The organism is Streptomyces sp. NPDC059787 (genome assembly GCF_042732315.1).
Taxonomy (GTDB): domain Bacteria; phylum Actinomycetota; class Actinomycetes; order Streptomycetales; family Streptomycetaceae; genus Streptomyces; species Streptomyces atrovirens.
This window is the reverse complement of record NZ_JBHWHX010000043.1, coordinates 1-21,044: the sequence shown is the minus strand read 5'-3', so window position 1 is coordinate 21,044 and position 21,044 is coordinate 1. Positions and strand designations below refer to the sequence as shown.

General features: G+C 70.5%; 18 protein-coding genes and 3 pseudogenes. 10 read left to right on the top strand and 11 right to left on the bottom strand.

Going from position 1 to position 21,044, the window contains the following annotated elements:
* The first annotated feature begins 80 nt into the window (after positions 1 to 80).
* The gene (locus ACFV5H_RS30260) at positions 81 to 1,190 is read left to right on the top strand and encodes an SUMF1/EgtB/PvdO family nonheme iron enzyme (protein WP_385059241.1); all 1,110 of its coding nucleotides are present in this window, start codon (positions 81 to 83) and stop codon (positions 1,188 to 1,190) included.
* 338 nt (positions 1,191 to 1,528) lie between these two features.
* Here the strand turns inward: ACFV5H_RS30260 and ACFV5H_RS30255 are convergent, their stop codons facing one another.
* Both ACFV5H_RS30255 and ACFV5H_RS30250 read right to left on the bottom strand, forming a co-directional pair.
* Complete coding sequence (locus ACFV5H_RS30255) at positions 1,529 to 2,788, bottom strand: esterase/lipase family protein (protein WP_385198132.1); 1,260 nt, start codon at positions 2,786 to 2,788, stop codon at positions 1,529 to 1,531.
* 404 nt (positions 2,789 to 3,192) lie between these two features.
* The gene (locus ACFV5H_RS30250; protein ID WP_385198131.1) at positions 3,193 to 3,390 is read right to left on the bottom strand and encodes a hypothetical protein; all 198 of its coding nucleotides are present in this window, start codon (positions 3,388 to 3,390) and stop codon (positions 3,193 to 3,195) included.
* A gap of 60 nt (positions 3,391 to 3,450) precedes the next feature.
* Here ACFV5H_RS30250 and ACFV5H_RS30245 point away from each other — a divergent pair.
* Positions 3,451 to 3,594 (top strand): annotated as a pseudogene (locus ACFV5H_RS30245) (XRE family transcriptional regulator); the annotation flags it as partial.
* 417 nt (positions 3,595 to 4,011) lie between these two features.
* Here the strand turns inward: ACFV5H_RS30245 and ACFV5H_RS30240 are convergent.
* Both ACFV5H_RS30240 and ACFV5H_RS30235 read right to left on the bottom strand, forming a co-directional pair.
* Complete coding sequence (locus ACFV5H_RS30240) at positions 4,012 to 4,371, bottom strand: hypothetical protein (RefSeq protein WP_385059585.1); 360 nt, start codon at positions 4,369 to 4,371, stop codon at positions 4,012 to 4,014.
* A 343-nt stretch (positions 4,372 to 4,714) separates the two neighbouring features.
* Positions 4,715 to 5,194, bottom strand: a complete 480-nt coding sequence (locus ACFV5H_RS30235; protein WP_385059582.1) for an ATP-binding protein — start codon at positions 5,192 to 5,194, stop codon at positions 4,715 to 4,717.
* 177 nt (positions 5,195 to 5,371) lie between these two features.
* Here ACFV5H_RS30235 and ACFV5H_RS30230 point away from each other — a divergent pair, with 177 nt between their 5' ends.
* Complete coding sequence (locus ACFV5H_RS30230) at positions 5,372 to 5,746, top strand: STAS domain-containing protein (protein WP_385059578.1); 375 nt, start codon at positions 5,372 to 5,374, stop codon at positions 5,744 to 5,746.
* Positions 5,747 to 6,181: 435 nt separating this feature from the next.
* On the opposite strand, the gene ACFV5H_RS30225 is transcribed toward ACFV5H_RS30230, so the two are convergent.
* Both ACFV5H_RS30225 and ACFV5H_RS30220 read right to left on the bottom strand, forming a co-directional pair.
* Positions 6,182 to 6,742 (bottom strand): DM13 domain-containing protein, encoded by a 561-nt coding sequence (locus tag ACFV5H_RS30225; protein ID WP_385059741.1) that lies wholly within the window; start codon positions 6,740 to 6,742, stop codon positions 6,182 to 6,184.
* Positions 6,743 to 6,851: 109 nt separating this feature from the next.
* Positions 6,852 to 7,589 (bottom strand): flavodoxin family protein, encoded by a 738-nt coding sequence (locus tag ACFV5H_RS30220; protein WP_385198130.1) that lies wholly within the window; start codon positions 7,587 to 7,589, stop codon positions 6,852 to 6,854.
* 1,155 nt (positions 7,590 to 8,744) lie between these two features.
* Here ACFV5H_RS30220 and ACFV5H_RS30215 point away from each other — a divergent pair.
* Positions 8,745 to 9,236: a hypothetical protein gene (locus ACFV5H_RS30215; protein WP_385198128.1), complete on the top strand. Its 492-nt coding sequence runs from the start codon at positions 8,745 to 8,747 to the stop codon at positions 9,234 to 9,236.
* A gap of 181 nt (positions 9,237 to 9,417) precedes the next feature.
* Here ACFV5H_RS30215 and ACFV5H_RS30210 read toward each other — a convergent pair.
* Positions 9,418 to 9,894: pseudogene (locus ACFV5H_RS30210) on the bottom strand (transposase); the annotation flags it as partial.
* A gap of 583 nt (positions 9,895 to 10,477) precedes the next feature.
* On the opposite strand from ACFV5H_RS30210, the gene ACFV5H_RS30205 reads away from it, so the two are divergent.
* Together ACFV5H_RS30205 and ACFV5H_RS30200 are read left to right on the top strand one after the other, a co-directional pair.
* Complete coding sequence (locus ACFV5H_RS30205) at positions 10,478 to 10,816, top strand: transglycosylase SLT domain-containing protein (RefSeq protein ID WP_385198126.1); 339 nt, start codon at positions 10,478 to 10,480, stop codon at positions 10,814 to 10,816.
* A gap of 27 nt (positions 10,817 to 10,843) precedes the next feature.
* Positions 10,844 to 11,518: a peptidoglycan DD-metalloendopeptidase family protein gene (locus ACFV5H_RS30200; protein ID WP_385198124.1), complete on the top strand. Its 675-nt coding sequence runs from the start codon at positions 10,844 to 10,846 to the stop codon at positions 11,516 to 11,518.
* Positions 11,519 to 11,871: 353 nt separating this feature from the next.
* Here the strand turns inward: ACFV5H_RS30200 and ACFV5H_RS30195 are convergent, their stop codons facing one another.
* Positions 11,872 to 14,043: a TerD family protein gene (locus tag ACFV5H_RS30195; RefSeq protein ID WP_385198123.1), complete on the bottom strand. Its 2,172-nt coding sequence runs from the start codon at positions 14,041 to 14,043 to the stop codon at positions 11,872 to 11,874.
* Between the two features lie 631 nt (positions 14,044 to 14,674).
* Between ACFV5H_RS30195 and ACFV5H_RS30190 the strand changes: the two genes are divergently transcribed.
* Complete coding sequence (locus ACFV5H_RS30190; RefSeq protein WP_385198122.1) at positions 14,675 to 15,223, top strand: TetR/AcrR family transcriptional regulator; 549 nt, start codon at positions 14,675 to 14,677, stop codon at positions 15,221 to 15,223.
* 25 nt (positions 15,224 to 15,248) lie between these two features.
* Positions 15,249 to 17,417 carry an MMPL family transporter gene (locus tag ACFV5H_RS30185; RefSeq protein WP_385198120.1) on the top strand — a complete coding sequence of 723 codons (2,169 nt, stop codon included), beginning with the start codon at positions 15,249 to 15,251 and terminating at the stop codon, positions 17,415 to 17,417.
* Between the two features lie 216 nt (positions 17,418 to 17,633).
* Here ACFV5H_RS30185 and ACFV5H_RS30180 read toward each other — a convergent pair whose 3' ends face one another.
* Positions 17,634 to 18,149, bottom strand: coding sequence for a hypothetical protein (locus tag ACFV5H_RS30180; RefSeq protein ID WP_385198170.1), 516 nt, complete (start codon positions 18,147 to 18,149; stop codon positions 17,634 to 17,636).
* Between the two features lie 106 nt (positions 18,150 to 18,255).
* A pseudogene (locus tag ACFV5H_RS30175) lies at positions 18,256 to 18,360 on the bottom strand (IS5/IS1182 family transposase); the annotation flags it as partial.
* A 250-nt stretch (positions 18,361 to 18,610) separates the two neighbouring features.
* On the opposite strand from ACFV5H_RS30175, the gene ACFV5H_RS30170 reads away from it, so the two are divergent.
* Positions 18,611 to 19,648, top strand: coding sequence for an SPFH domain-containing protein (locus ACFV5H_RS30170; RefSeq protein ID WP_385058940.1), 1,038 nt, complete (start codon positions 18,611 to 18,613; stop codon positions 19,646 to 19,648).
* Entirely contained in the window at positions 19,645 to 20,556 is a 912-nt protein-coding gene (locus ACFV5H_RS30165; RefSeq protein ID WP_385198119.1) for a hypothetical protein, read from the top strand. Before ACFV5H_RS30170 ends, ACFV5H_RS30165 begins: the two co-directional genes overlap by 4 nt.
* Before the next feature lie 381 nt (positions 20,557 to 20,937).
* Here ACFV5H_RS30165 and ACFV5H_RS30160 read toward each other — a convergent pair.
* On the bottom strand, positions 20,938 to 21,044 hold a 107-nt coding region (locus ACFV5H_RS30160; protein WP_385198167.1), incomplete at its 5' end, for a hypothetical protein.

Here is a 21,044-nt window from a genome sequence, read left to right as displayed (position 1 = left end):
GGGCCGTCCGGAGGGCGAACTGCGGCCGGAGTCAACCAGGTCCACGCCGAGCCGGTCCCGGTGGGACGTTCCGGATGGGCATGCCCGACGAGGAACTGGTCGCCGTTCGCGCCGTCGAGCGGATGAACGACACCGATGACGACCTCGAAGCGTTCCTCGCCGGTGCCGCCCGGGCCCGGCCGGTGCGAGAAGTACGGGTCGAGCCGTTCCTGATCGCCCGGCATCCGCTCAAAGCGGCGCAAGTACGGCGCTGGCTGCCCGAGTACGAGGACAGCTTCGCCGAATCGGATTCGAGAACGGCCCGGCTCGAGGACGACCTGCTCGAAGTATTGCCGTTCCGGCTGCCCGGTGAGGCGGAGTGGGAGTACGCGGCCCGGGCGGGCACGGCCACCCTGACCTTCCGCGGGAACGGGAGGCCGGACGAGGACCAGGTGCTCGACGACTTCTCCGACGAGGAGCGCACCGCCGCGGCCGGGAACGTCTTCGGGCCGGCCGCGACGGGGCCGGCGAACGAGATCTGCGCCGACGGGGGGATCCCGCACTTCACGAACGCACCGGCGGCCGTACGCCCTCGCACCGGGGACGGCCCGCGGGTGGTGCGCGGAGGCGGCGGCGACCTCTCTCCGTGGCAGGGCCGCGACGAATGGCTGCTGTTGCTCTCCGCCACCCGCGACGTGTTCCCGGACTTCACCGCGATCCGCCCGGTCGCACCCGTGCCGACCGGTCAGGAACATGCCGAGCACGGAGGCAACACGTGGACAGGACGCGCGCTCCGGGGGCTCCGGCACAGCGGCAGGCCCCCTACCGGCGGAAGAACCGCGGACAGGGGGCCTGTGGGTGCGGGCTCACTTCTTCTTGCCCCGGGTCCGGCCGGGCATCTTGGTGAGCTGGGACTTCGCTGGTCAAGGGCAGTGGGCTCGTGCGCCTGGTGGTCGTCATCGGTCGTCATCGGCCACCGCCGGGCGTCCTGGGACAGCCCGGGGACGCCCGGTCGGCAGGTAGGTCGAGTCGCCTTGCCGGTGTGCGCGGCCAGGGCGCGCCCACCATCAGGCGTAACGCTCTGGGGAGGGGCTGTGGGAGCCAAGACGGGATGGCCGGTGCAGGCAGTACGGCTGTGCTCCCGGTCGGCCGACGGCGTCGGCGTCGGGCATCCCGAAGAGGAACTCGATGACGACGGCTCCGGCCAGTGACCCGACGTCGGTTCGATCCCGTCGTCGATCGACTCCGTGAATGACCAGCCGGTGACAACCAGCACGAGCCAACCGCCGACCAGTCACCCCTTCGTGCGCCTGCTCACCACGCCCCCGTCCGAAGCCCCACGGCAAGGAGCAAGTCTGCCGGCCGAACGACATCGCACGCGGTGGGTTCCGCGCAGGGCGTTCACCGTGAGGGTGGAGCCATGAGCGACCGGTGGCTCTGGGACACTACGTCTCGGGCTCGCGTGCGGTACTGGGCTCGAGCCCCCGTCGACAGGGCCCCGGAGCGGGCGGGCTCGCGCGGGTTCGGCCCGCCTGCCCCGGGGAGGGAGTCATCCGCCGGCGACGATCTCGTTCACGATCCACGCGCCGAGCTCTTCGGTCATGGTGGTGTGTCCCTCGTTGCGGCCGGCGGCGACGAAGGCGTCGAGCTCGCTGTTGTCGGGCGTGATCGGCTGGTAGAGCGCCTTCGGGTCGCTGATGTCACCGGCGGCGAGGGCGCTGATGGCCGGGATGAAGCAGGACGTCGTGATGACGTCCGGGTCCACCTCGTTGCCGAGGAGGCGCGCGAGGAGGGCGACCAGGCCGAAGCTTCCGGGGTCGCCCTGGGGTGACGGCGCGGCGAACAGGCCGCCGGGAGCGCCGTCGATGTCGGGCAGCCCTCCCGTGGTGACCGGGATCGTTTCGCCGCCCTTCTTCTGCAGGCGGGCGACCTCCTGGTCGCCCTGCGCCTGGGTCTTGAGCCATGTGTCGACGAGCGTCTCGCCGTTGGCCCGTACCGCTGTCACGTCGGGCTTGAGGCCGTTGCCCGTGCCGGTGTCCACGCCATTGGCGACGCCGATCCTGCGGACGGCCCGCGGCCAGCCGCCGAGCTCTTCGAGGGCCCGGAGGAACTCCGCCCGCTCCGGTGCCTCCTTCACGGTGCCGCCGACCTTCTCGAGGTGCCAGCGTGCCATCTGCCGGGCGGCGGGGCTGTTGAGCAGTCCGGAGAACTGGCGCAGTTTCTCCCCCACGACGGGAGCCTCTCCCCAGTGGTCCGCCGCGAAGTGGGTGAACGCCTGAAGGGAGACGGGCAGCCACGCGCCCTGGTGCGGGGTGTCGTACGAGATGTACAGGGACGTCTCGTGGTCGGGAAGGGCGGGGTCCCGCTCCATCCTGGCCAGCGCGTAGCGGGTGATCAGTCCGCCCATGCTGAATCCGCCCACGACCAGCTTCGACCGGCCCACCCGCTCGCTGACGGCCCGGCGGACGCAGTCGATGACGGTGTCGGCGTTCTCCGTGATCGACGCCGTGCGGTCGTCGTAGCCGAGGATGATCACGTCCCGGCCGGTCGCGTGGAGCTCGGAGACGAAACGGTGGTCGCCGTTCTCCTCCAGGCCGTGCCAGAGCTGGTCCAGGTTGCTCGACCCGCCCGAGAACCCGTCGGAGAGGATGACCGGCCGGATGAGCTGTCTGCGGTTCAGCGGGCTGTAGTAGACCCAGGCCGTCCCGCCGGGAAGGGACCATTCGTCGTGGGGTTCCGGCGCGGGGGGAAACGAGGTGCGAGCCCCAGGGGCCGCGGGGCCCCAGAGGTCGACGACAGGGGCGCTCATGATCAGTTGACTCCTTGGAGGGGTGTGCGGGTTCGCTGAACGGCTGACCGCACCGCGCACTGCACCCCGTGAAGCGAAACCGTCGCAGAGGGTAGTGGTCGCGCGGGTTCAACGGACCACTGCCATGGCGGTGGCAGCGATCCGGCCTCTCGTCAGCCTTCCCGTTCGCCGCACCGGCACCAGCAGCTATCAGAGAAGTCCCGTGGCCCGACGACGCGCACACCTGTACGCACCGGATCTCACCACAACGCCGGGTGGTACACGGCGCACGTTCCACAGCGTCCGCATACACGCGCGCTCACAGCGTGCCCATCGCGCGCCCCGGAGCGCGAACCGTTGCGCCGGACGGATGAACCCCTGCCGCAAGCGGAACCCCGGCCGCAGGAGCCCGTCCAGGCGTCGCATCAGGCGTTCAGGCCCCGGGCTGCGGCCGCGTCTCCGCTGATGCCCACCGTCACCGTGTCGGGCAGGAGCCGGCGCAGGTGCTCGACACGGGCCCGGGCTTGCTCCGGGTCGTCGGGGATGCCGAAGTCGTGGCCGTCGGCGATCCAGGTCCGCCATTCGGCGTCGTCCAGGGTGGCGTCCCAGGGCTGGATGAACATCGCGGGGGTCCTTCCGTGAGGAGCTCAGGGTGCTCAGCTGAGGGCGAGGAGGCCGACGGCGACGGCGGCGAGCATCCGGTCAACGCCGGGCAGACCGCGACGTTCGACGGCGACGCCCCCCACACCTACCGCGGCTCGGGCACCGGGACATGCCACCTGATCATGACCGTTCACATTCCGCCCGGTCCTGGCACGGCGGCCTGATCAGGACGTCACCAGGCAGTGCGAGGCTCAACGCCGTGCTCGGTGAAGAGTGTGCCGCGGTTGCCCTTGCGCTGTTCCGTCGTTTCGCGGTCCGGGCCCGAGAGCCGAGCCGGCGGGAGCCGCCGACAGCCTGTCTGCGCTTCTCCTGGTGCACCGCGAACAGGAACGCCCTCTCGAGCCGGTTCCTCGGGCAGCGTGACGACGCGCGGGACATGCGGTGCGAGGCTCGCCCGGCCGTCGTGGACGCAGCAGTCCCGTACGTTCGCCGAAGTGCGTCCCCTGATCCCTGGCCGGGGCTGTCGCCCGGGGATCATCAGCGGCGCCACACGATCGCATGACGTACCCACTGGCTGATCGATTCGGTTCCGGGTCCTCCCGTTGCGGCCTTCCCTCCCGGGTTGGTGTCCGGGTGCTCCCTCACGGCCCTCCGGGTGCCGTCTGCTGGGGGGCGGTGGGCGGCGTGTCGGGGAGCAGGCGGGTGAGGTCGAAGGTGGCGGGGTGCAGGTCGGCGGCCAGGAGCAGCAGGCGCAGCGGCTGGCGGCGCAGTCCCGTCGCGGTCGTGCGGCGGTCCGGGACGTCGGACGGGCGGGGGGTGAAGAGGAGGTGGAGGCCGGCGGTGTCCATGAAGGCCGTGTGGTTCAGGTCCCACATGAGGTCGGTCACGTGTGCCGGCAGGGCGTCGGCGGCGGCGCGCAGCGGGGGCAGGGCGTCGAAGTCGATGTCCCCGTACGGGGTGATGCGTGCGGACGTACCGTCGATGACGGTGGTGATGTTCACGGCGGGCGCGCCCCCTTCCGGGGGTTGATGAGCCCAAAGACGAAGCACCCCGGGGAGAGGGGTGAACGACGATGGCAGGGGCCGGGTGCCCGGGATGGGGGCAACGCCCGGCTCCCCGAAGGCCGGCACTGGAGGGTGTCGGCCGGTCTCGTTGTCCGTCCACCGTCGCACACTGCCGCGCGTGACCGCGACTCCCCGTCGGGGAAATGTTGCGTGGCGGAGCCGGAGGGACGACGCCGGGGCGCGGGCAGGCGAGGCCCGTGCGTCGGCGCCGGAAAAGGCCGCGGCACAGGCCGGCGAACTCGAGCGGGCGGCGAGAGTGTCACGCCGGGGGCCGGATCCTCTACAGGGGCGGGTGTCCGGTGAGGCCGCCGCCGGGGTCGTCGGCCAGGGCGAGGCGGGCGGTGATGCGTTTGCCCACCGGCTCACGCCGGGCCTCGAAACCCTGGGCGACGGCCATGACGATCTCCAGGCCGTGCTGGCCGACCCGGCCGGCGTCCGCGGCCCGGGCGATCGGCAGCACCGGATCGGAGTCCCACACCGACACCTCCACCGTGTCACCGGCGATGCGCAGGTCCATCAGCGCCGGACCGGGAGCGTACTTACGGGCGTTGGTGACCAGCTCACTGACCACCAACTGCGTCACATCCATCGCACGCGGGGAGACCGGCAGGCCGTACTCGGCCTGCACCCGGACAAGAAAGCCGACGGCCAGGTGACGGGCCTGAGCGATACCCGCCCCGTCCCCGTCCAACACGAGCGTGGCCTGTATGACCTTCTCCTCCGGCGTAGCGCCGTCCCCGCCCACGGGCACTGCTGCCATCCCCGCCGCCTCCACTGCCCCGTTCACCACCCAGCGCGCATACCCGCCCGTGCGCGGCATACACCCCGTGCCCCTCCCCCGACTGCCCGCACCGTCAAGGCCCTTGCCCGCCCCGTGCAGGGCGGCACCGCAGGCACGGTCCGATGTGCCAGTATCACCCATATGGCCGAGGAACATATGACAGACGCACAACCCACCGAGCAGGCGCCGCATCCTGGCAGCGGGCTCTCGGTCACCGCCACCACCGCCCACGACGCACGCGTCCTGACGCTGGCCGGCGAAATCGACCACGACACCGGCGAAACGCTCCGCCAGGCACTGGCCCCCTCCCTCACCGGCCGGCCCCGCGTCGTGGCCGACCTGCGGCAGGTCACCTTCATGGACTCCAGCGGCATCAACATCCTCCTCACCGCCCACCACACCGCCACCGCGGCAGGCGGCTGGCTACGACTGGCCGCGCCCACCCCCGCCGTACTGCGCACCCTGCAGATCGTCGGCATCGACGAGATCATCGACTGCCACCCCACCCTGCAAGGCGCCCTCAACGGCTGACCGAAGCCTTCACACGCCGGGCCACCGGCCGACCCGGACCCGGGAATGCCTGTTGCGAGGCACCGGGTCGCGGTTTCGCGACCGATGACCCCTCTGCCGCCGTCATGACCTACCGTCACCACCGAATGTGCGACAGAACCGATCGTTGAACGGCACCCGCGCGACTGGTACCCCGAGCGTGACCTCCTGCCCGGCAGCGGCTCCCCGGCACCAGGACGGGCATCGTCAACCGAGCGGACCCGGGCAAGGTGCTTGTCGGCCGGGCCGACGGAACGGTCGGCATGGCGGTCCCACCCATGGGCCTTCGTCAACGCCGACTGCGCCACCTGCGCCGAATCGGCCGCCCAGGGCACCACGACGGCCACGCGGCATAGACGGGCCATGGCTTCCGCGGCCATCGCGCGACCGGCCGAGGGCACCGTGCCGGGACCGGAGTCAGAGGCGGGCGAGTTCGGCGGCGCCGAAGGAGACGTCGAAACGGTCGCACCAGATGCTGACGCTGGTGTACCGAGTCGGGTCGACGTCTTCGGGCAGGGCGTAGTTCTGGCTGCCCTTGTTGCCCTTGAGCCTGCCGAGGCTGACATATTGCCCGTCGTCGAAGACGTGCCAGCCGGCCTTCCCTTCCTTCACCGGTGCGTCGGTGAGCCACACGCGCAGATCGGGGCCGTTGCTGGTGTCGAGGTTCTCCAGCCGGACGATGCGGGAGCCGTCGGCAAGCCGTACGAGCTTCACCGTGCCCGATGTCGCGTGCTCGTGGCTGATCAGCTCACCGCTCGCCAGTGTCCGCGGCCCGGCCGACGTGGTGGACGTCGGGGAGGACACCGCCGCGGGAGGAGCGGAGGCTGCCGCCGACGGGGGCAGCGCCTCCTCGACGGTCTCGTCCTGCCACAGCTTCCATGGTTGGAACCAGTACAGCCCGAAGCCGCCTCCGACGACCGCGGCCACCAGCACCGTGATGACCAACGACCGTGCCGGCACCTTCCGTACGCGTCCCATCTCTGCTTCGCCTCCTGGGGGTTCGTCCGTCCTGCCCCATTCAACGGAAGCTGGCGGCGGTCCCACACCCCGCAGGTGATGACGAAATCCTTACGGCGCACCGTCCCACTCAGCGGTGTTCGGGGTTGTCCGCCTCCGGCCGGCAGCCGGCGTCCCATTCCGACCGCTGGTTTCCGTACGCCGGGATACCTCCCGCGCGTTTGAGCAGGGCTGCCAGGTGCATCAGGTTCCAGGTCATGAAGGAGGTGTTGCGGTTGGTGAAGTCATTGCCTGGCCCGCCCGAACCGGGGTCCAGGTACGAGGGACCAGGCCCGGCCGCGCCGATCCAGCCCGCGTCCGCCTGCGGAGGGATCGTGTAGCCCAGGTGCTGCAGGCTGTAGAGGACGTTCATGGCACAGTGTTTGACGCCGTCCTCGTTACCGGTGATCAGACACCCTCCGACCCGCCCGTAATAGGCGTACTGTCCCTGGTCGTTGAGCAAGCTCGAGCAGCTGTACAGGCGCTCGATGACCTGCTTGGTGACGGAGCTGTTGTCGCCGAGCCAGATGGGCCCGGCCAGGACCAGGATGTCCGCGGCCATCACCTTCTCGTACAGCGTGGGCCAGGCGTCGGTGGCGAAGCCGTGCTCGGTCATGTCCGGGTAGACGCCTGGTGCGATGTCCTGGTCGACCGCGCGGACGAGCTCCGTGGTCACCCCCCGCGCTTCCATGATCGCCCGACTCCTGTCGATGAGCCCCTGGGTGTGGCTGAGCCGGGGGGACGGCTTGAGCGTGCAGTTGATGAAGAGCGCGTGCAGGTCGTCGTAGCGGTAGCCGTCCTCGGTGGACGGGGCGGGCGGTACTGCCATGGCGGACTCCCGGGAAGGAAGGCGGACAGATTCGGGAGGCGGCACTGCGCGCCGCCCCGACGGCAGCGTCTCGCGGAAAAAGCGAATTGTCCTGTTTCGGTGCACGGCCGCACAGCACCCGTACCTGGCGTCGGGCCACTCGCCGTGCGCCCACCATCCCCGTCGAGGATCCTGGTCGCAGCGCCAAGGACTCACCTCCCCCGTCCCCGGCCTGGCGAGGCAGGGCAAGGCAAGGCAGCACGATGACGATCGACGTGCGGGCGGAGCGCGTGATCCCGCTCCCGTCCGAGCAGACGGCCCGTCGCGCCATGGACCGGCGCCGTGACACCGAGTGGACCCAGGGCATCCGCACCGCGGGGCCGACCCGGGAGGCGGACGAGGGCGGCTTCGGCGTGGGCGCCGAAATCACCCGTCCAGCGGATTCCCCCGGTCGGCACATCGACGCCGAGGCGGCGGAGGTACGTCTCGCGCAACGACCCCGGCACAGCCGTACTGCTCACCTTCCCCGGCCTGGCCGCCGGCCTGACCTGCCACAAGAAGCTCGCGAAACCTGCCACGCGAGACACCCTCTTGGCGGCCTGGGACTACGACGGCGATCTGCACTGCGCTCTGTTCACCGGGACCGGTGTGAGTGATGGCCGGATCGGCCATTTCGAACTCAGCAAGACCCGCATGGTTCCGGGAGGAACCCCCTCGGCGCCTGTGTCACCGACTCCGGGCCCCGCAGCCGTGACGGTGGTTGTCGTGGTCTCCCGGCTGGGGAGTACCGGCGCGCGGATCAGTTGTCACCGCGACACAGCAAGCTGTCGAGCGACATCATGAGTTCAGGTTCAGCAGCTCAAAGAATCCCACCGGACGGAATTGTTCGTCGCACGAGAGGGGTCTGGGTACGCCATCCGGCTCAGCGGTCGCAGGCCGCGGTGGCAAACCCCGCAAGCGGCTGCGATGATTCTGACGAGTGGGATCACGCAGGCGTAAGGTCATCACAACACGGCCATATCAACCTTTCTTCCTGCAGCATGCAAGACACGGACGGGAAGTACCAAAGAATGTTGCGCCGATGCCGACATACCGTGTGACAGCACCCTCGCCGATGATCGCCAACTCTCACCGGACACAGCGGCAACTCCGTCAGCGAGCGGCACTTCCCTCCGGATGGGCGAGACCAGGCGGACCCGCGGTCGTCCACTGAATGCCATCCACCGCGCCCTACAGGCGAATCCTCGGAAAGGTTCAGATATGGCGGTTTGCGTTCATTACATCGAACTACGCCCCGAGGCGGAAGAGGACGAATTCAATGAATTCGTCACCGAAGAGCTTCTCCCTCTTGCGCGAACCTTCACGGACCGCAGGGCGGGATTGCACGCGGATCGGCATTTGTTCGTCAAGGGAAGCACCGAAAAGCGAACCTACTTGTGGATTATCGAGTGGACTCACCCGGGGGGCGAGAGCAATGATTCGTTCGTCGCATCTGTCGGGCCGAACCTAAAAGCAAAACTAGACACCTTCGCTTTGCACACATTCAAGCTCTACGCCGTCATGGCGCGGTCCGGTAATGATTCCATCGTGACACCGACGCTCGATGTTCCCGACGAACTCAGGGATCCGCGAGGTTGGCTCGGCGAAGACGTCTGGGATGTGGTGTGAACATACCGCCGGGGGTTTGCCGGCCTCGATCTTTCGCCAGGGTCCGCCGACCGAGTCGGTGGGCCCTTCTGCCTTGCGGGGCTGGTGGTGGGCAGGCCGGCGGCCCTGCTGTCGCGTCGGCTGGGAGCCGGGTTCCACTGCCCGGGCCCGCAGTCGGCGACGGAGCTCGAGTCCGGTGATCGGCCGGGGTCCAGGCCGAGGCGGGGACCTTCAGCACGTGTTCGTGGATCGCTTCGGCGATCACCACTCCGACCGAGCAGGAGAGCCATCGTCCTCGCCTGGCGAGCCAGGACACGAAGTCGTGGGTGCCGCCGGCGAAGTCCGTGCGGATCAGCGTCTGCCGCCCTCGCCCGTACTTCCTCGGCAGCTGGGCGGTGGTGGTGTGGTCGGCTGCCGTGCCGAAGCCCGCGTTCCCTGGCCGCAGGAGGGCGGCGGCGGGTTCACCGGTTCCGCCCGGTCCGTGGTCGAGGAAGGCCGTCAGCGGGTGATGGCCGTAGGTCTTCTTCCAGGCCGCGGCCGCGTCCTCCTCGTCGGAGTGGGCGATCACGAGGACACCGTCGAGATCGACGACGACCTGGACGTCGGTGTCCGGGGCGTTCTCGCCGGCCAACGACCGGAGCCGAGTACGGACTTCGGGGCGTGCGGACCGAACGGCCCGCCCCGGAAGACGACCTGGCGGCTGTCGTCCTGGACACGGACATGGGAACAGGACCCGATAAGGTGCCTCACCTGGGAAGTGCCTCCGGCAGCGGCAGGAACAAGGACCTCGACAACCCTCGTTCTTGCTGGTCGGAGACGTTTTCTGTTTTCCTGCCCGCCTGCCGGACAACCCGCTCCATGAAGGCGCGAGGTCAGGCGCAGGCGCTCGCCGGAACGCGAGCGGAGCACCATCGGGGCCCCGGAAAACGCCAGGACGCCCTGCAGCACACACACGGCCAGGCCATGCCCCAAGTGGTGATCAAGGGTCTCGGGTGCTGTACTGGATCAAGAACCAATGAGTACCCAGAGCCTCTCGAACCCCTTGGAACCGCCGAACACCGCCGATGCCGGCTGCTGATTTCGGAAGGTGGGACGAGGATGGCAGTACCTCAGTGGCGAAAACTCGTTGATCACATCCAGAGTGTCCCCGAGGGTGTCCATGAGACGAATCCTCCCGGGACCGGCTACAACAACCGGACGCGGTTCGGAAAACGGACGGCAGCACCGCGGCCGCGGCCAAGGAGGCATGCCGGATCCTCGGCGTGCCGCAGACCCACTGGGTGCCGGGCATCCTGGTTGCCGCCAGGCGCGAGTCTTCCTACAACTTCAACGCGGTCAACGCCTGGGACAGCAACGCCGTCGGTCCCAGGCAGGGCGACGGCCATCCACTCAACTGCTCGCGCGGCGTCCTCCAGGTCATCCCGCCGACGTTCGCCGCGTACCACCACCCCGGCACCTCGAACGCGATCTACGACGGCGTCGCCAACATCTGCGCCGCCATGCATTACGTGATGGTCCGGTACGGCGTCTACCGGGACGGATCGAACCTCGCAGGCCGCGTCCGCCAGTTCGACCCCACCCGTCGACCCGGCGGTTACTGATCACCAGCCGACGAAGGAATGTTCCTCATGTCCAAGTCCGTACTCCTGTCCCAGGTCAAACCCGGCGCGCACAACGACAGCGTCCTGGTCGTCCAGAAGGCCTTGGCAACGGCCGTGGGACTCGACTTCAGCTCGGGCCCCGGAGTCTTCGGCCGACTCACCCAGGACGCGTACGCCAAATGGCAGCGCCACCTCGGCTTCTCGGGCGCGCAGGCGGACGGAATCCCGGGAGAGGTGTCGCTCAAGAAGCTCGGCGACCGCTTCGGTTTCAAGGTCAGCCTCGACGGCCACCAGCCCCCGGGCACTTCGGGCGGCCGGGTGGCCTCCCCGGTGCCCGAGCACCACGTCACCTACGCCTTCGGGGTCAAGAACCCACGCTACAAGGCCGGTTACCACACCGGGAACGACTACGCCGCGCCGGAGGGGGCCCCGGTGGTCGCCGTCCGCAACGGCACGGTCCGGTGGTCGAACGCCAACGGGGGCGCGTACGGCCACTGGATCGGCCTTCAAGGCGACAACGGCCGGGTCTACGTCTACTGCCACCTGTCGCAGCAAGGCGTCCGGCCGGGCCAGTCGGTCAAGGCGGGCCAGAGGATCGGCAAAGTCGGCAGGACCGGCAACGTCACCGGCCCGCACCTCCACTTCGAGGACCACCCGGCGGGCCCGTTCGTCTACGCCCAGTGCCGCAAGCCGTCATGGTGAGCAGCCCACGGGAAACGGCCAACGGTGATCCGCCTCTTCCCCGCGCGAAACCTGCCGGCTCTGTGGCGCGAGGGCGGACTCGACACACTCGTCTGTGTCCGCGCCCTGGCGCACAACGCGCACACCGCCAACGGTTGAGCGGACCGCGTCGGACTGCGGCAGTTCGTCCCGCTGCTGGTGCACACCGTGCTCTTCGACCATGACCACGCGGAACAAACCGTGAAAACGGCTCGAGCGGCGCCCGCGGGCGCCGCTCCAAGCGACATCGAGGGCGAGGAAAGCGAAAGAGCTTGTTTCAGAAAGGAGTTGAGAAGGAAGCCCCTTCATGGCCTCGCCGTGGGTAAGGCTAGCACTCAGCCCGGGATCAAGTCGCGCAGATTCTCAGGGGTGATGACCCGGGAGTCCGGGTGCAGTCCTTCGGGACGTTCGAGGCCGATGTACGTCACGGGTTCGTCCGGGACCGGCCCGCCGTCCCACAGTTCCACGGACGTGGTGTCGCGGGACATCAGGTCGATCAGGTACCGCACCGTCAGATGCTCGCGTTCCACGACGGCACGCACCACCTTGGACACCGACACCTGGTTCTCCTCGACCCGGTTGGCCGACGAGACGCCCTTCAGGTACAGGTGCAGCCACTTCGCGCGCCACCGGCCGTCGTCCTCGCGCCGGAACACCAGGGGCAGCGCCACTCGGCCCACCCCGCGAAGCTCCGACTTCATGCGTACCGTGCGCGGTTCGAACGGCCGGCCCCTCTGCTCACCGTCGCGCAGCATGAAACCGAAGAACGACTCCTCGACCTCCTCGAAGCCCTCGCCTGCGTAGATGTTGACCTGCGGAACGATGAATGTGCCGCGTACCCGGTCCAGGGACAGGTCGATGAATTCCGAGGCCCCGTCGGGTGCTTCGGTGACATCGCCCGAGTGTGTGCCCCCGACGGCCTTGAGGGACGTGTAGGAGAGCCAGGAGTCGGTGCTGTAATCGGTGTGGAAAAGCAGCGCCGAGAGGTCGTAGTCGGTCCGGTGCCCGGTCTCCTTCCAGTACACGAAGAAGCGCAGTCGTTCGCCGTCGACCGCCGAGAGCGAGCCTCGCGGCAGTACGCCGAGCCCGGTCGCGGTCGCCCTGCCGCTGAGCGGGAGAGCCACGTCGAGGATGTCGGGGCCGAGCAGCAGCCGGCCCGGTGCCGGGAGCCTGCGGCGCATCTCGGCGTCGAGGGCGGCGATCAGACGATCGCGGTCGGCGGCGGGGACCGGCCGCCGGGCGTCGGGGGCGACCCAGCCGCGGCCCCGGCGGTTGACGAAGATCCGGGGTTCGCCGGTCTCCCGCTCCCGGTTCTGGAAGTGCTCGCGGATCGAGAGCACGACCCGGCCGGAGACCTCCGGAGCGACCCGCGCCGCGGCGGCCACCACCGCGTCCCGCTGCTCCTGGTCGGCGGCGACACGCAGCAGGAGGTCCAGGGCGCGGAACAGTTTGCCGGGCGCGGACTTCAGCAGTCGTACCGCGCCGAGGACGTCGAACTCGTCGAGCAGCTCCTCGACACGGCTGTCGAAGGACCGTGCCTCCTTCTCGCCCCGCGCCACGGCGAACACATCGGCGGCGTGCGGCCAGCGCGGGTACTCGTGCGGGTGCAGTCGCTCACCGAGCCGCTTGAAGGGCTCGCGGTGCGCGTGCACATCGGCCAGTTTGGCGGGGTTCGCCGCGACCACGGCGTCGAGGCCCGCGAGCAGCGCACGGCGGGCCGGCCGCGGGAGAGCCCGGAACCGGGTCGGCTCCTGCAGCGTCACGTCGCCGCCCGACAGCGCGCAGGCCAGCCGCAGCACATCGGTGACGGTGTCCAGCAGGAGGTCCGCGCCGACGGCGAGACGGGCCTTGTTGACGACCGCCCGGTTCTCCCTGACCGGGATCGACTCCGGCTGGGGGCCGAGCGCGCACCGTTCGGCGAGGATCCCGAGGTCGCGCAGGTGGTCCTCGCCCAGTGGCGTCGTGCTGCCCGCCAAGGCCAGGTACAGGTCCGTGAGTTCGTCGTCCAGGTCCCGCCCGAGGTGCAGGACGGTCACCCGGTCGCCCGCCGAGGCGATCAGCTCGTCCTGCGCCGCGAGCATCTCCTCGTAGGTGTGCTGGTAGCGGCCGTATGTGGGGAGGCTGAGCAGGTCCAGCACCCCGCGTGCCAGCTGCGTCAGCACGTTCTCCCGCGACGTGTCGTCGACGAGCGCCTGCGTCACACATCGCATCCAGAACTCTTCGGTGTCCGGTACGTTCGCCGGAAAGTCGATGAAGTACGCGTTGTGCCGGACGTGGTCGCCCACCATCTCGCTCACGGTGCGCAGCGTCCGCCTGGCGGTGTGCACGACCGCGGCCCCGGACAGCCCGGACAGCCGCTCCAGCAGCTTCGCCGAGAGTTTGAAGCCCACGGATGCCAACGCCGCGTCGAACTGCCGCGCGGCGGTGGCTCCTTCGCCCGCGGAGCCCTGGGGGGAGGGAAGGCGGTGGGTGTGCCGGATGACCAGCGATTCGGGACTGTGCGCCATTCGGGGATGATCGCAGAGGTGTGCGAGGCGGTGCACAGGAGTTTCCGTGTGTGCTCCGACGTCATGATCCCACCCGTTCCCCGGGTCCTGATCCGGTTGAGCGCGAGCGAGATCCGCTGCCTGTCGAGCAGGTTCGTTCGCACCGCCCGGTACGGAGCCGGTCACTTCCTGCGCCGGCGTCGCCGTTCCGGCCGCGTGCCGCACCATCGGCCGGCGGGTCCTCGGCGGCGTGCTGCTGCGCGTCCCGTTGATCGAGGTCGTGCTTCCGGGGGCACCGTCCTCAGCGTCCAGGACGGTGCGGAGCCGCTGCCGCGCGGCGCCCCGGTGGCGCCGGTCGGCACCCTCGGCCAAGGTGCCCCGCTGTTCGTCCGGCCCGGTCCGCTCGCCAAGGTCCTTGTCCGCAGCCCCGTCCGACCCGTGGCGAGCACCGCCGGCCCGGCAGGGTGCCGGAGACACGGCGAGCCGCCCTGCGGCGTCGCGTTCTTCGAGGGCCGGCGCCTTTCCGTGTGTGAGTCGGCGAAGTCGGCCGTGTGCGCCCCGTACGAGCCCCGGACAGGAAGAGTGACGCAGGCCATAGCGACACACTGTCCGATCGGTCAGTTCTGACCGATCGGACAGTTATGGTTGGGCCATGGCACGCTCCGCCTCCGCCATGCGCGGTCAGATCCTGGAGTCGGCACTGCGACTGTTCGCCGTGCACGGCTTCCGCGGCACCTCGTTGCAGGACATCGCCTCTGACGTGGGCTGCTCGAAGGCGTCACTCCTCTACCACTTCGCCGGCAAGGAGAAGATCTTCACCGAACTGCTGACCCCGGCTCAGGACGCCCTCGCCGCGCTGCTCGACCGCGTGGCCGGGCTGGAGGGCGGCCGGCTGGTGGAGGAGACCGTCGTCGGATACGTCGGCCTGACGCTGCGGTTCCGCCGCGAGATCCGGCTCCTCTTCGAGGACATCGCCGAGATGTCCTGCCACCAGGACCTCAACGTCATCGAGTTGGCGGACCGGTTGCTGGACGCGCTGGCCGGCCGCTCGCAGCACCCGCCGGCCCGGGTGGCGGCGTGGATGGTGCTGGGCGGCGTCTTCATCACCGGCGCCACCGACGACGAGGTGGCGCCGGACGAGGTGCTGCGTGCCGAAATGATCCGCAGTGCGCTGCGGACGCTTGACCACACCCCCAGTTGACCCCTAACGGAAAGACCCCTCTTCCATGGCGACCTTGCTGTACCGGCTCGGGCGGTTCTCCTTCCGCAGAAGAGGCCGAATAGCCGCGGTCTGGCTGCTCCTGCTGATCCTGCTGGGTGTCGGAGCCGCCACCCTGATGGGCCCGACCAGCGACAAGTTCTCCATGCCGGGCACCGAGTCCCAGCGGGCGCTGGACGACCTCGACCGGCAGTTCCCTCAGGCCGGCGGGGCGACCGGCACCATCGTCGTCGCCGCGCCCGAGGGTGGGAAGCTGTCCCCCGCCGCGGTGGCACCCCTGGTGAAGGAAGCCTCCGGGATCGACGGCGTCACCGCCGCCATGGACCCCTTCCAGGCCGGCTCCGTCTCCCGGGACGGTCGCTACGCGCTGATCCAGGTGCAGTTCGACGAGGCCGCCGACGAGGTCACCGACGAGCAGAAGTCGGCCTACGAGGCCGTCGGCGCCGACACCGAGGGCCTGCGGATCGAGCACGGCGGCGAGGTCATGGGCGGTGAGGTGGAGGTCGGCTCCACCGAGGCGCTCGGCGTCCTGGTCGCCGCGGTGGTCCTGGTCGTCACCTTCGGCTCGCTGGTCGCCGCCGGCATGACCCTGCTGAACGCGCTGATCGGCGTCGCGGTCGGCATGGCCGGCCTCTTCTCCCTGACCGGTGTCATCGAACTGACCTCCACCGCCCCCATCCTGGCGCTGATGCTGGGCCTGGCCGTCGGCATCGACTACTCGCTCTTCATCACCTCCCGCTACCGCCAGTACCTCGCCGAGGGCCTCCGGCCCGAGGAGGCCGCCGGCCGCGCGACCGGCACCGCCGGCTCCGCCGTCGTCTTCGCCGGTGCCACCGTCGTCATCGCCCTGGCGGGCCTCTCCGTCGTCGGCATTCCCTTCCTGAGCGTGATGGGCCTGGCCGCGGCGGGCACCGTCGCCGTCGCCGTGCTGGTCGCCCTCACCCTGCTGCCGGCCTTCCTCTCCTTCGCCGGCGACAGGATCCTGCCCCGCAAGCAGCGCCACACGGGCCAAAAGCCCGCCGGGGAGGGCACCGTCACCGAGGGCTTCGGCTTCACCTGGGGCCGGCTCGTCACCAGGCTGCGCGTACCGCTCCTGGTCGTCGGCATCCTCGGCCTGGGCGCGCTCACCCTCCCGGCCCAGGACATGCGCATGGCCCTCCCGGACGCGGGCACCGCCGCCGAGGGCTCCCCCGCGCGAGAGGCGTACGACCTGACGTCCGAGGGCTTCGGCGAGGGCTTCAACGGCCGTCTCATCGCCGTCGTCAACGGTGAGGACGCGCAGTCCACCGGGGCTGCCGCCGAGAAGGCCACCGCACTCATCAAGGACACCGACGGCATCCTGGCCGTGGCCCCGCCGCAGCTGAACGAACAGGGCACCACCGCCCTGCTGGCCGTCATCCCCGAGGCCGGCCCGACCGCCGTCGCCACCGAGGACGCCGTCCACGACATCCGCGACCGGGTCGCGGACATCGAGGGCGCCGACATCGCCCTCACCGGCGCGACCGCCCTGGGCATCGACGTCTCGGAGAAGCTCGCCGACGCCCTGCCGGTGTATCTGCTCCTGGTGGTGGGCCTGTCCTTCCTGCTGCTCATGCTGGTCTTCCGGTCGGTCCTGGTACCGCTGAAGGCGGCCCTGGGCTTCCTGCTCACCGTGGGCGCGACCTTCGGCATCACCGTCGCCATCTTCCAGGAGGGCCACCTCGCCGGCCTGGTGGGCGTCGACACCCCCGGCCCGCTGGTGAGCTTCCTGCCGATCCTGCTCATCGGCATCCTGTTCGGCCTCGCCATGGACTACGAGGTCTTCCTCGTCTCCCGTATGCGCGAGGACTTCGTCCACGGCGCCGACCCGCAGGCGGCCATGGTCAGCGGCATGGGCCACAACGCCCGCGTCGTCACGGCCGCCGCGCTCATCATGACGTCCGTGTTCGGAGGCTTCGTCCTGCTGGACGACCCGATCATCAAATCCATCGGGTTCGCCCTCGCCGTCGGCGTGGTCGTCGACGCCTTCGTCGTCCGTATGGCGCTGGTCCCGGCGGTGATGTCACTGCTCGGCCGTGCCGCCTGGTGGCTGCCGGGGCCCGTCGACAAGGCCCTGCCCGACCTCGACATCGAGGGTGAGAAGCTGAACCGGCGGCTGGACGCGGAGACACGCGACGAAACCCCCGTCCCGGTCTGACCCGCGCCGGACCGCGACTCGGAGGACGGGGCCCGCACGGCGGTCCCCGTCCTTCCTCGCTCCCCCGCTTTCCTCACCCTTTCCGACCTCTCCGGGGAACGCGTCGTCTCCGTGATCCCGGATGAGTGGCCGGACCGGGAGATCGAACGCCGCGCCGGACGGCTGATCGCCCGCACCGCGGAAAGGGACGTCATCGGTGGGGGTGTGGAACACGGGTCACGTGTTCCTGGCGCACCGCAGGATCGCGTGCACGTCCTCCTCGAACCGCAGGCGCCGGACGGGCAGGCGCCGGTACCCGATCGGGAACGAGAAGGTGGATCGGGCTCCGGTGCGGTGTCCGACATCGACCATCACCGCTGTGTCCAGCCTGGGTGGCTGCCCGAGCAGGAGCGGGAGGACCCAACCCCATGTGCGCGAGTCGACCGCGTTCCCGTAGACCAGAGCGGCGCACCGGTTCGTTCCCAGCTTTTCCCGTAGGGCACCGGCGAAGGAGCGGGCGGACCGTGGACCGTCCCGGTCGACGTGCTTGTCCAGTTCGCCGGAGTCCACCTGCGCCACGACGGCGTCGTCGCCGTCACGAAGCGTGATCCATTGCAGCTGGACGCCCCTTCGACGGGTCCACATCCGGGGAGCGATCCGTACGACCGTCTCGAGGACATGGATGTAGTCCGCGCGCACGTGAGCCGGAAGAGAGCCGAGTTCGGCCAGGATCGCCTCGCCCCGCACCGCCATGCCCGCCCCCCAACACGGTGTGATCCTGATTGGCCGTAGGGTAACGCAGCCTGGATCCGGCAGCGCGTCGTATGGAGTGCGTCGGGTGGTCCGCAGGCAGCCGCGGATGTGCGCGGGCTGCGGCCGGGTCGTGCGTGGCGCCGGGCAGCGCGGGTGAGGCCCACGGCAGGCGCCCGAACAGGCCCGTGCGGACTTGGACGTTCGTCCCGTGCCGCCTTGCGCGCGGAGCGACGGACGGCCGCGACACCGAGCCCGGTGGCAGGCCGCGCACAGGTGTCGCCGTACCGCGGGTGGGCCAGGGTCTGCTGCCCGGCCGTCGCCACCGGGTGCCGGCCTCCCGCCGCCGGCTCCCCTCTGCCTGCAGGCACGACAGCTACACCACACTCACCCTTCTTTCTCGTCCTCTTGACGATAAGAAAGTCACCCATTATCGTCAATGGGACGAGAAAGAAGGGGATCCCATGGCCGACATCACCCGGCGTCTGGGCTGGCGCCACCTGCGTTCCACGCCCACGGCCCACATCCGTCACCACCGCGGCGGCAAGCTGGTGCACGACGGGCCAGGACTCGGCTTCTGGTTCCGCCCGTTGGCCGCAGCGCTCTCCGAGGTGCCGGTCGAGGACCGGGAGCTGGCCATGACCTTCCGCGCCCGTACCGCCGACTTCCAGGACGTGTCGGTACAGGCGACCGTCACCTACCGGATCGGCGACCCGGCACTCGCCGCGGCCCGCCTGGACTTCTCCGTCGACCCCGACACCGGAGCCTGGCGCGGGGCCCCGCTGGAGCAACTGGGCACACTGCTCACCGAGACGGCCCAGCAGCACGCGCTGGACGTGCTGGCCCGCACCCCGCTGTCCGCGGCGCTGGTCGACGGGGTGGCCGCGGTACGCGACCGGATCGCGTCGGGCCTCGGCGCCGAGCCGCGGCTGCCGGCCACCGGGATCGAGGTGGTGGCCGTACGGGTCATGGCGGTGCGTCCCGAGGCGGAGGTGGAGCGCGCGCTGCGTACGCCCGCCCGGGAGCTGATCCAGCAGGAGGCCGACCGGGCGACGTACGAGCGGCGGGCCGTCGCCGTCGAGCGCGAGCGCGCCATCGCCGAGAACGAACTGGCCAGCCAGATCGAACTCGCCCGCCGTGAGGAACGGTTGGTGGAACAGCGCGGGGCGAACGCGCGCCGCGAGGCGGAGGAGGGCGCGGCGGCGGACCAGGTGCGCGCACAGGCCGAGGCGGCGCGCACGGTCAAGCTCGCCGAGGCCGAGGCCGCCCGTTCGGTGGCGCTCGCCCGCGCGGAGGCCGAGGCCGCTCGCGAGGTCGGCGAGGCCCGGGCCGAGGCCCAGGCGGCCTGGCTGCGCGTCCACGGCGATGTCGACGTGGCGACGCTGCACGCGCTCACCGGGACGCGGCTGGCGGAGAACCTGCCGCACATCGACAGCGTGACCGTCTCACCGGACGTGCTGACCGGGCTGCTGGCCCGGCTCGGCGGCGGGGCCCGGGGATGAGTCTCGCCCCGCGGGCCGTCCTGGTCCACCGCACCACGGAGTACGAGGAACTGGTGGCCCGGCACGGTACCCACGGACAGGCCGCCTTCTTCCTCTCCTCCCGGGGCCGGGACCTCGGGGAAGTCGCCGAACGCCACCGCCGCGCGCACCGGGCGCTGGCCGAGGTGGCGGCCGCGGTCCCGCTGACCTGGCGACAGGCCCGGGTGGAGCGGAACGATCTGGACCGTTTCCTGTTCGCCCCCGAGGACATCGTGGTCGTGGTGGGACAGGACGGACTGGTGGCCAACGTGGCCAAGTACCTCGCCGGGCAGCCGGTGATCGGTGTCGATCCCGAACCGGGGCGCAATCCCGGCGTACTGGTGCGGCACCGGGCGGCCGACGCGGCGGCGCTGCTGCGCGGCGCGTCCACGGCCCGAGCGGACGAACTCACCATGGTCGAGGCCGTCGCCGACGACACCCAGCGACTGGTCGCGCTCAACGAGATCTACCTCGGCGCCGTCGGACACCAGACGGCCAGGTACCGCCTGGGCCTGGAGGGCGACGGGGGTGTCGTCGAGGCCCAGGCTTCCTCCGGAGTGCTGGTGGGCACGGGCACCGGCGCGACCGGCTGGCTCCGGTCGGTGTGGCAGGAGCGGGGCAGCGCCCTGCGCCTGCCACACCCCACGGAGGACCGCCTGCTCTGGTTCGTCCGCGAGGCCTGGCCGTCGCCGGCCACCGGGACGTCCCTGGTGGCCGGCGAACTCGCCGCCACCGGCCGGCTGCGCCTCACCGTCGAGTCCGAACGTCTCGTCGCCTTCGGGGACGGCGTGGAGGGCGACGCCCTGGAGCTGACATGGGGGCAGACGGTACGGGTGGGCAGGTGCGAGCAGCGGCTGCGGCTGGTGGCGCACGTTCCGGGGCAGCGGTGACCCGACGAGGCGGAACGCCGGGTACGCGAGAGGAACCGCCCCGAGGGGGCCGAGCGCCACCGGCCGGACCACGGCCTGCCCGACGGAACCGTGGTCGGACTCGAGAGGCCGTTCGGCATCGTCGCGTGCGGGTGGGACGGGTTCAGGACCCTGCTCTCCGTGGACGCGGGCCGGGTGGCGCCGCGTTCGAGGCGCGGCACCGGGAGGGCGGCACCGTTCCCGAGGACTTCAGCCGGCACGCCACGGTCCATGCCGCCGCGGCCACGCAGACACCCGGTCGACGCCGTGACCGCGGGCAGGACCGGCCCCGAGGGGAGGGCCCGGACGGCCGCTCCCCCGACGGCCGCTCCCCCCTGGAGGCGATGACGGCGCTTCGGGGTGCTAACGAAGTGTGCGCCAGGTCGCCTCGTCGAAGTCGGCGGGCAGGCCGCCCCCGGTGAGGTCCCAGGCCCACAGGCCGACGAACGCGCCGGTGAAGCCGAGGGCCC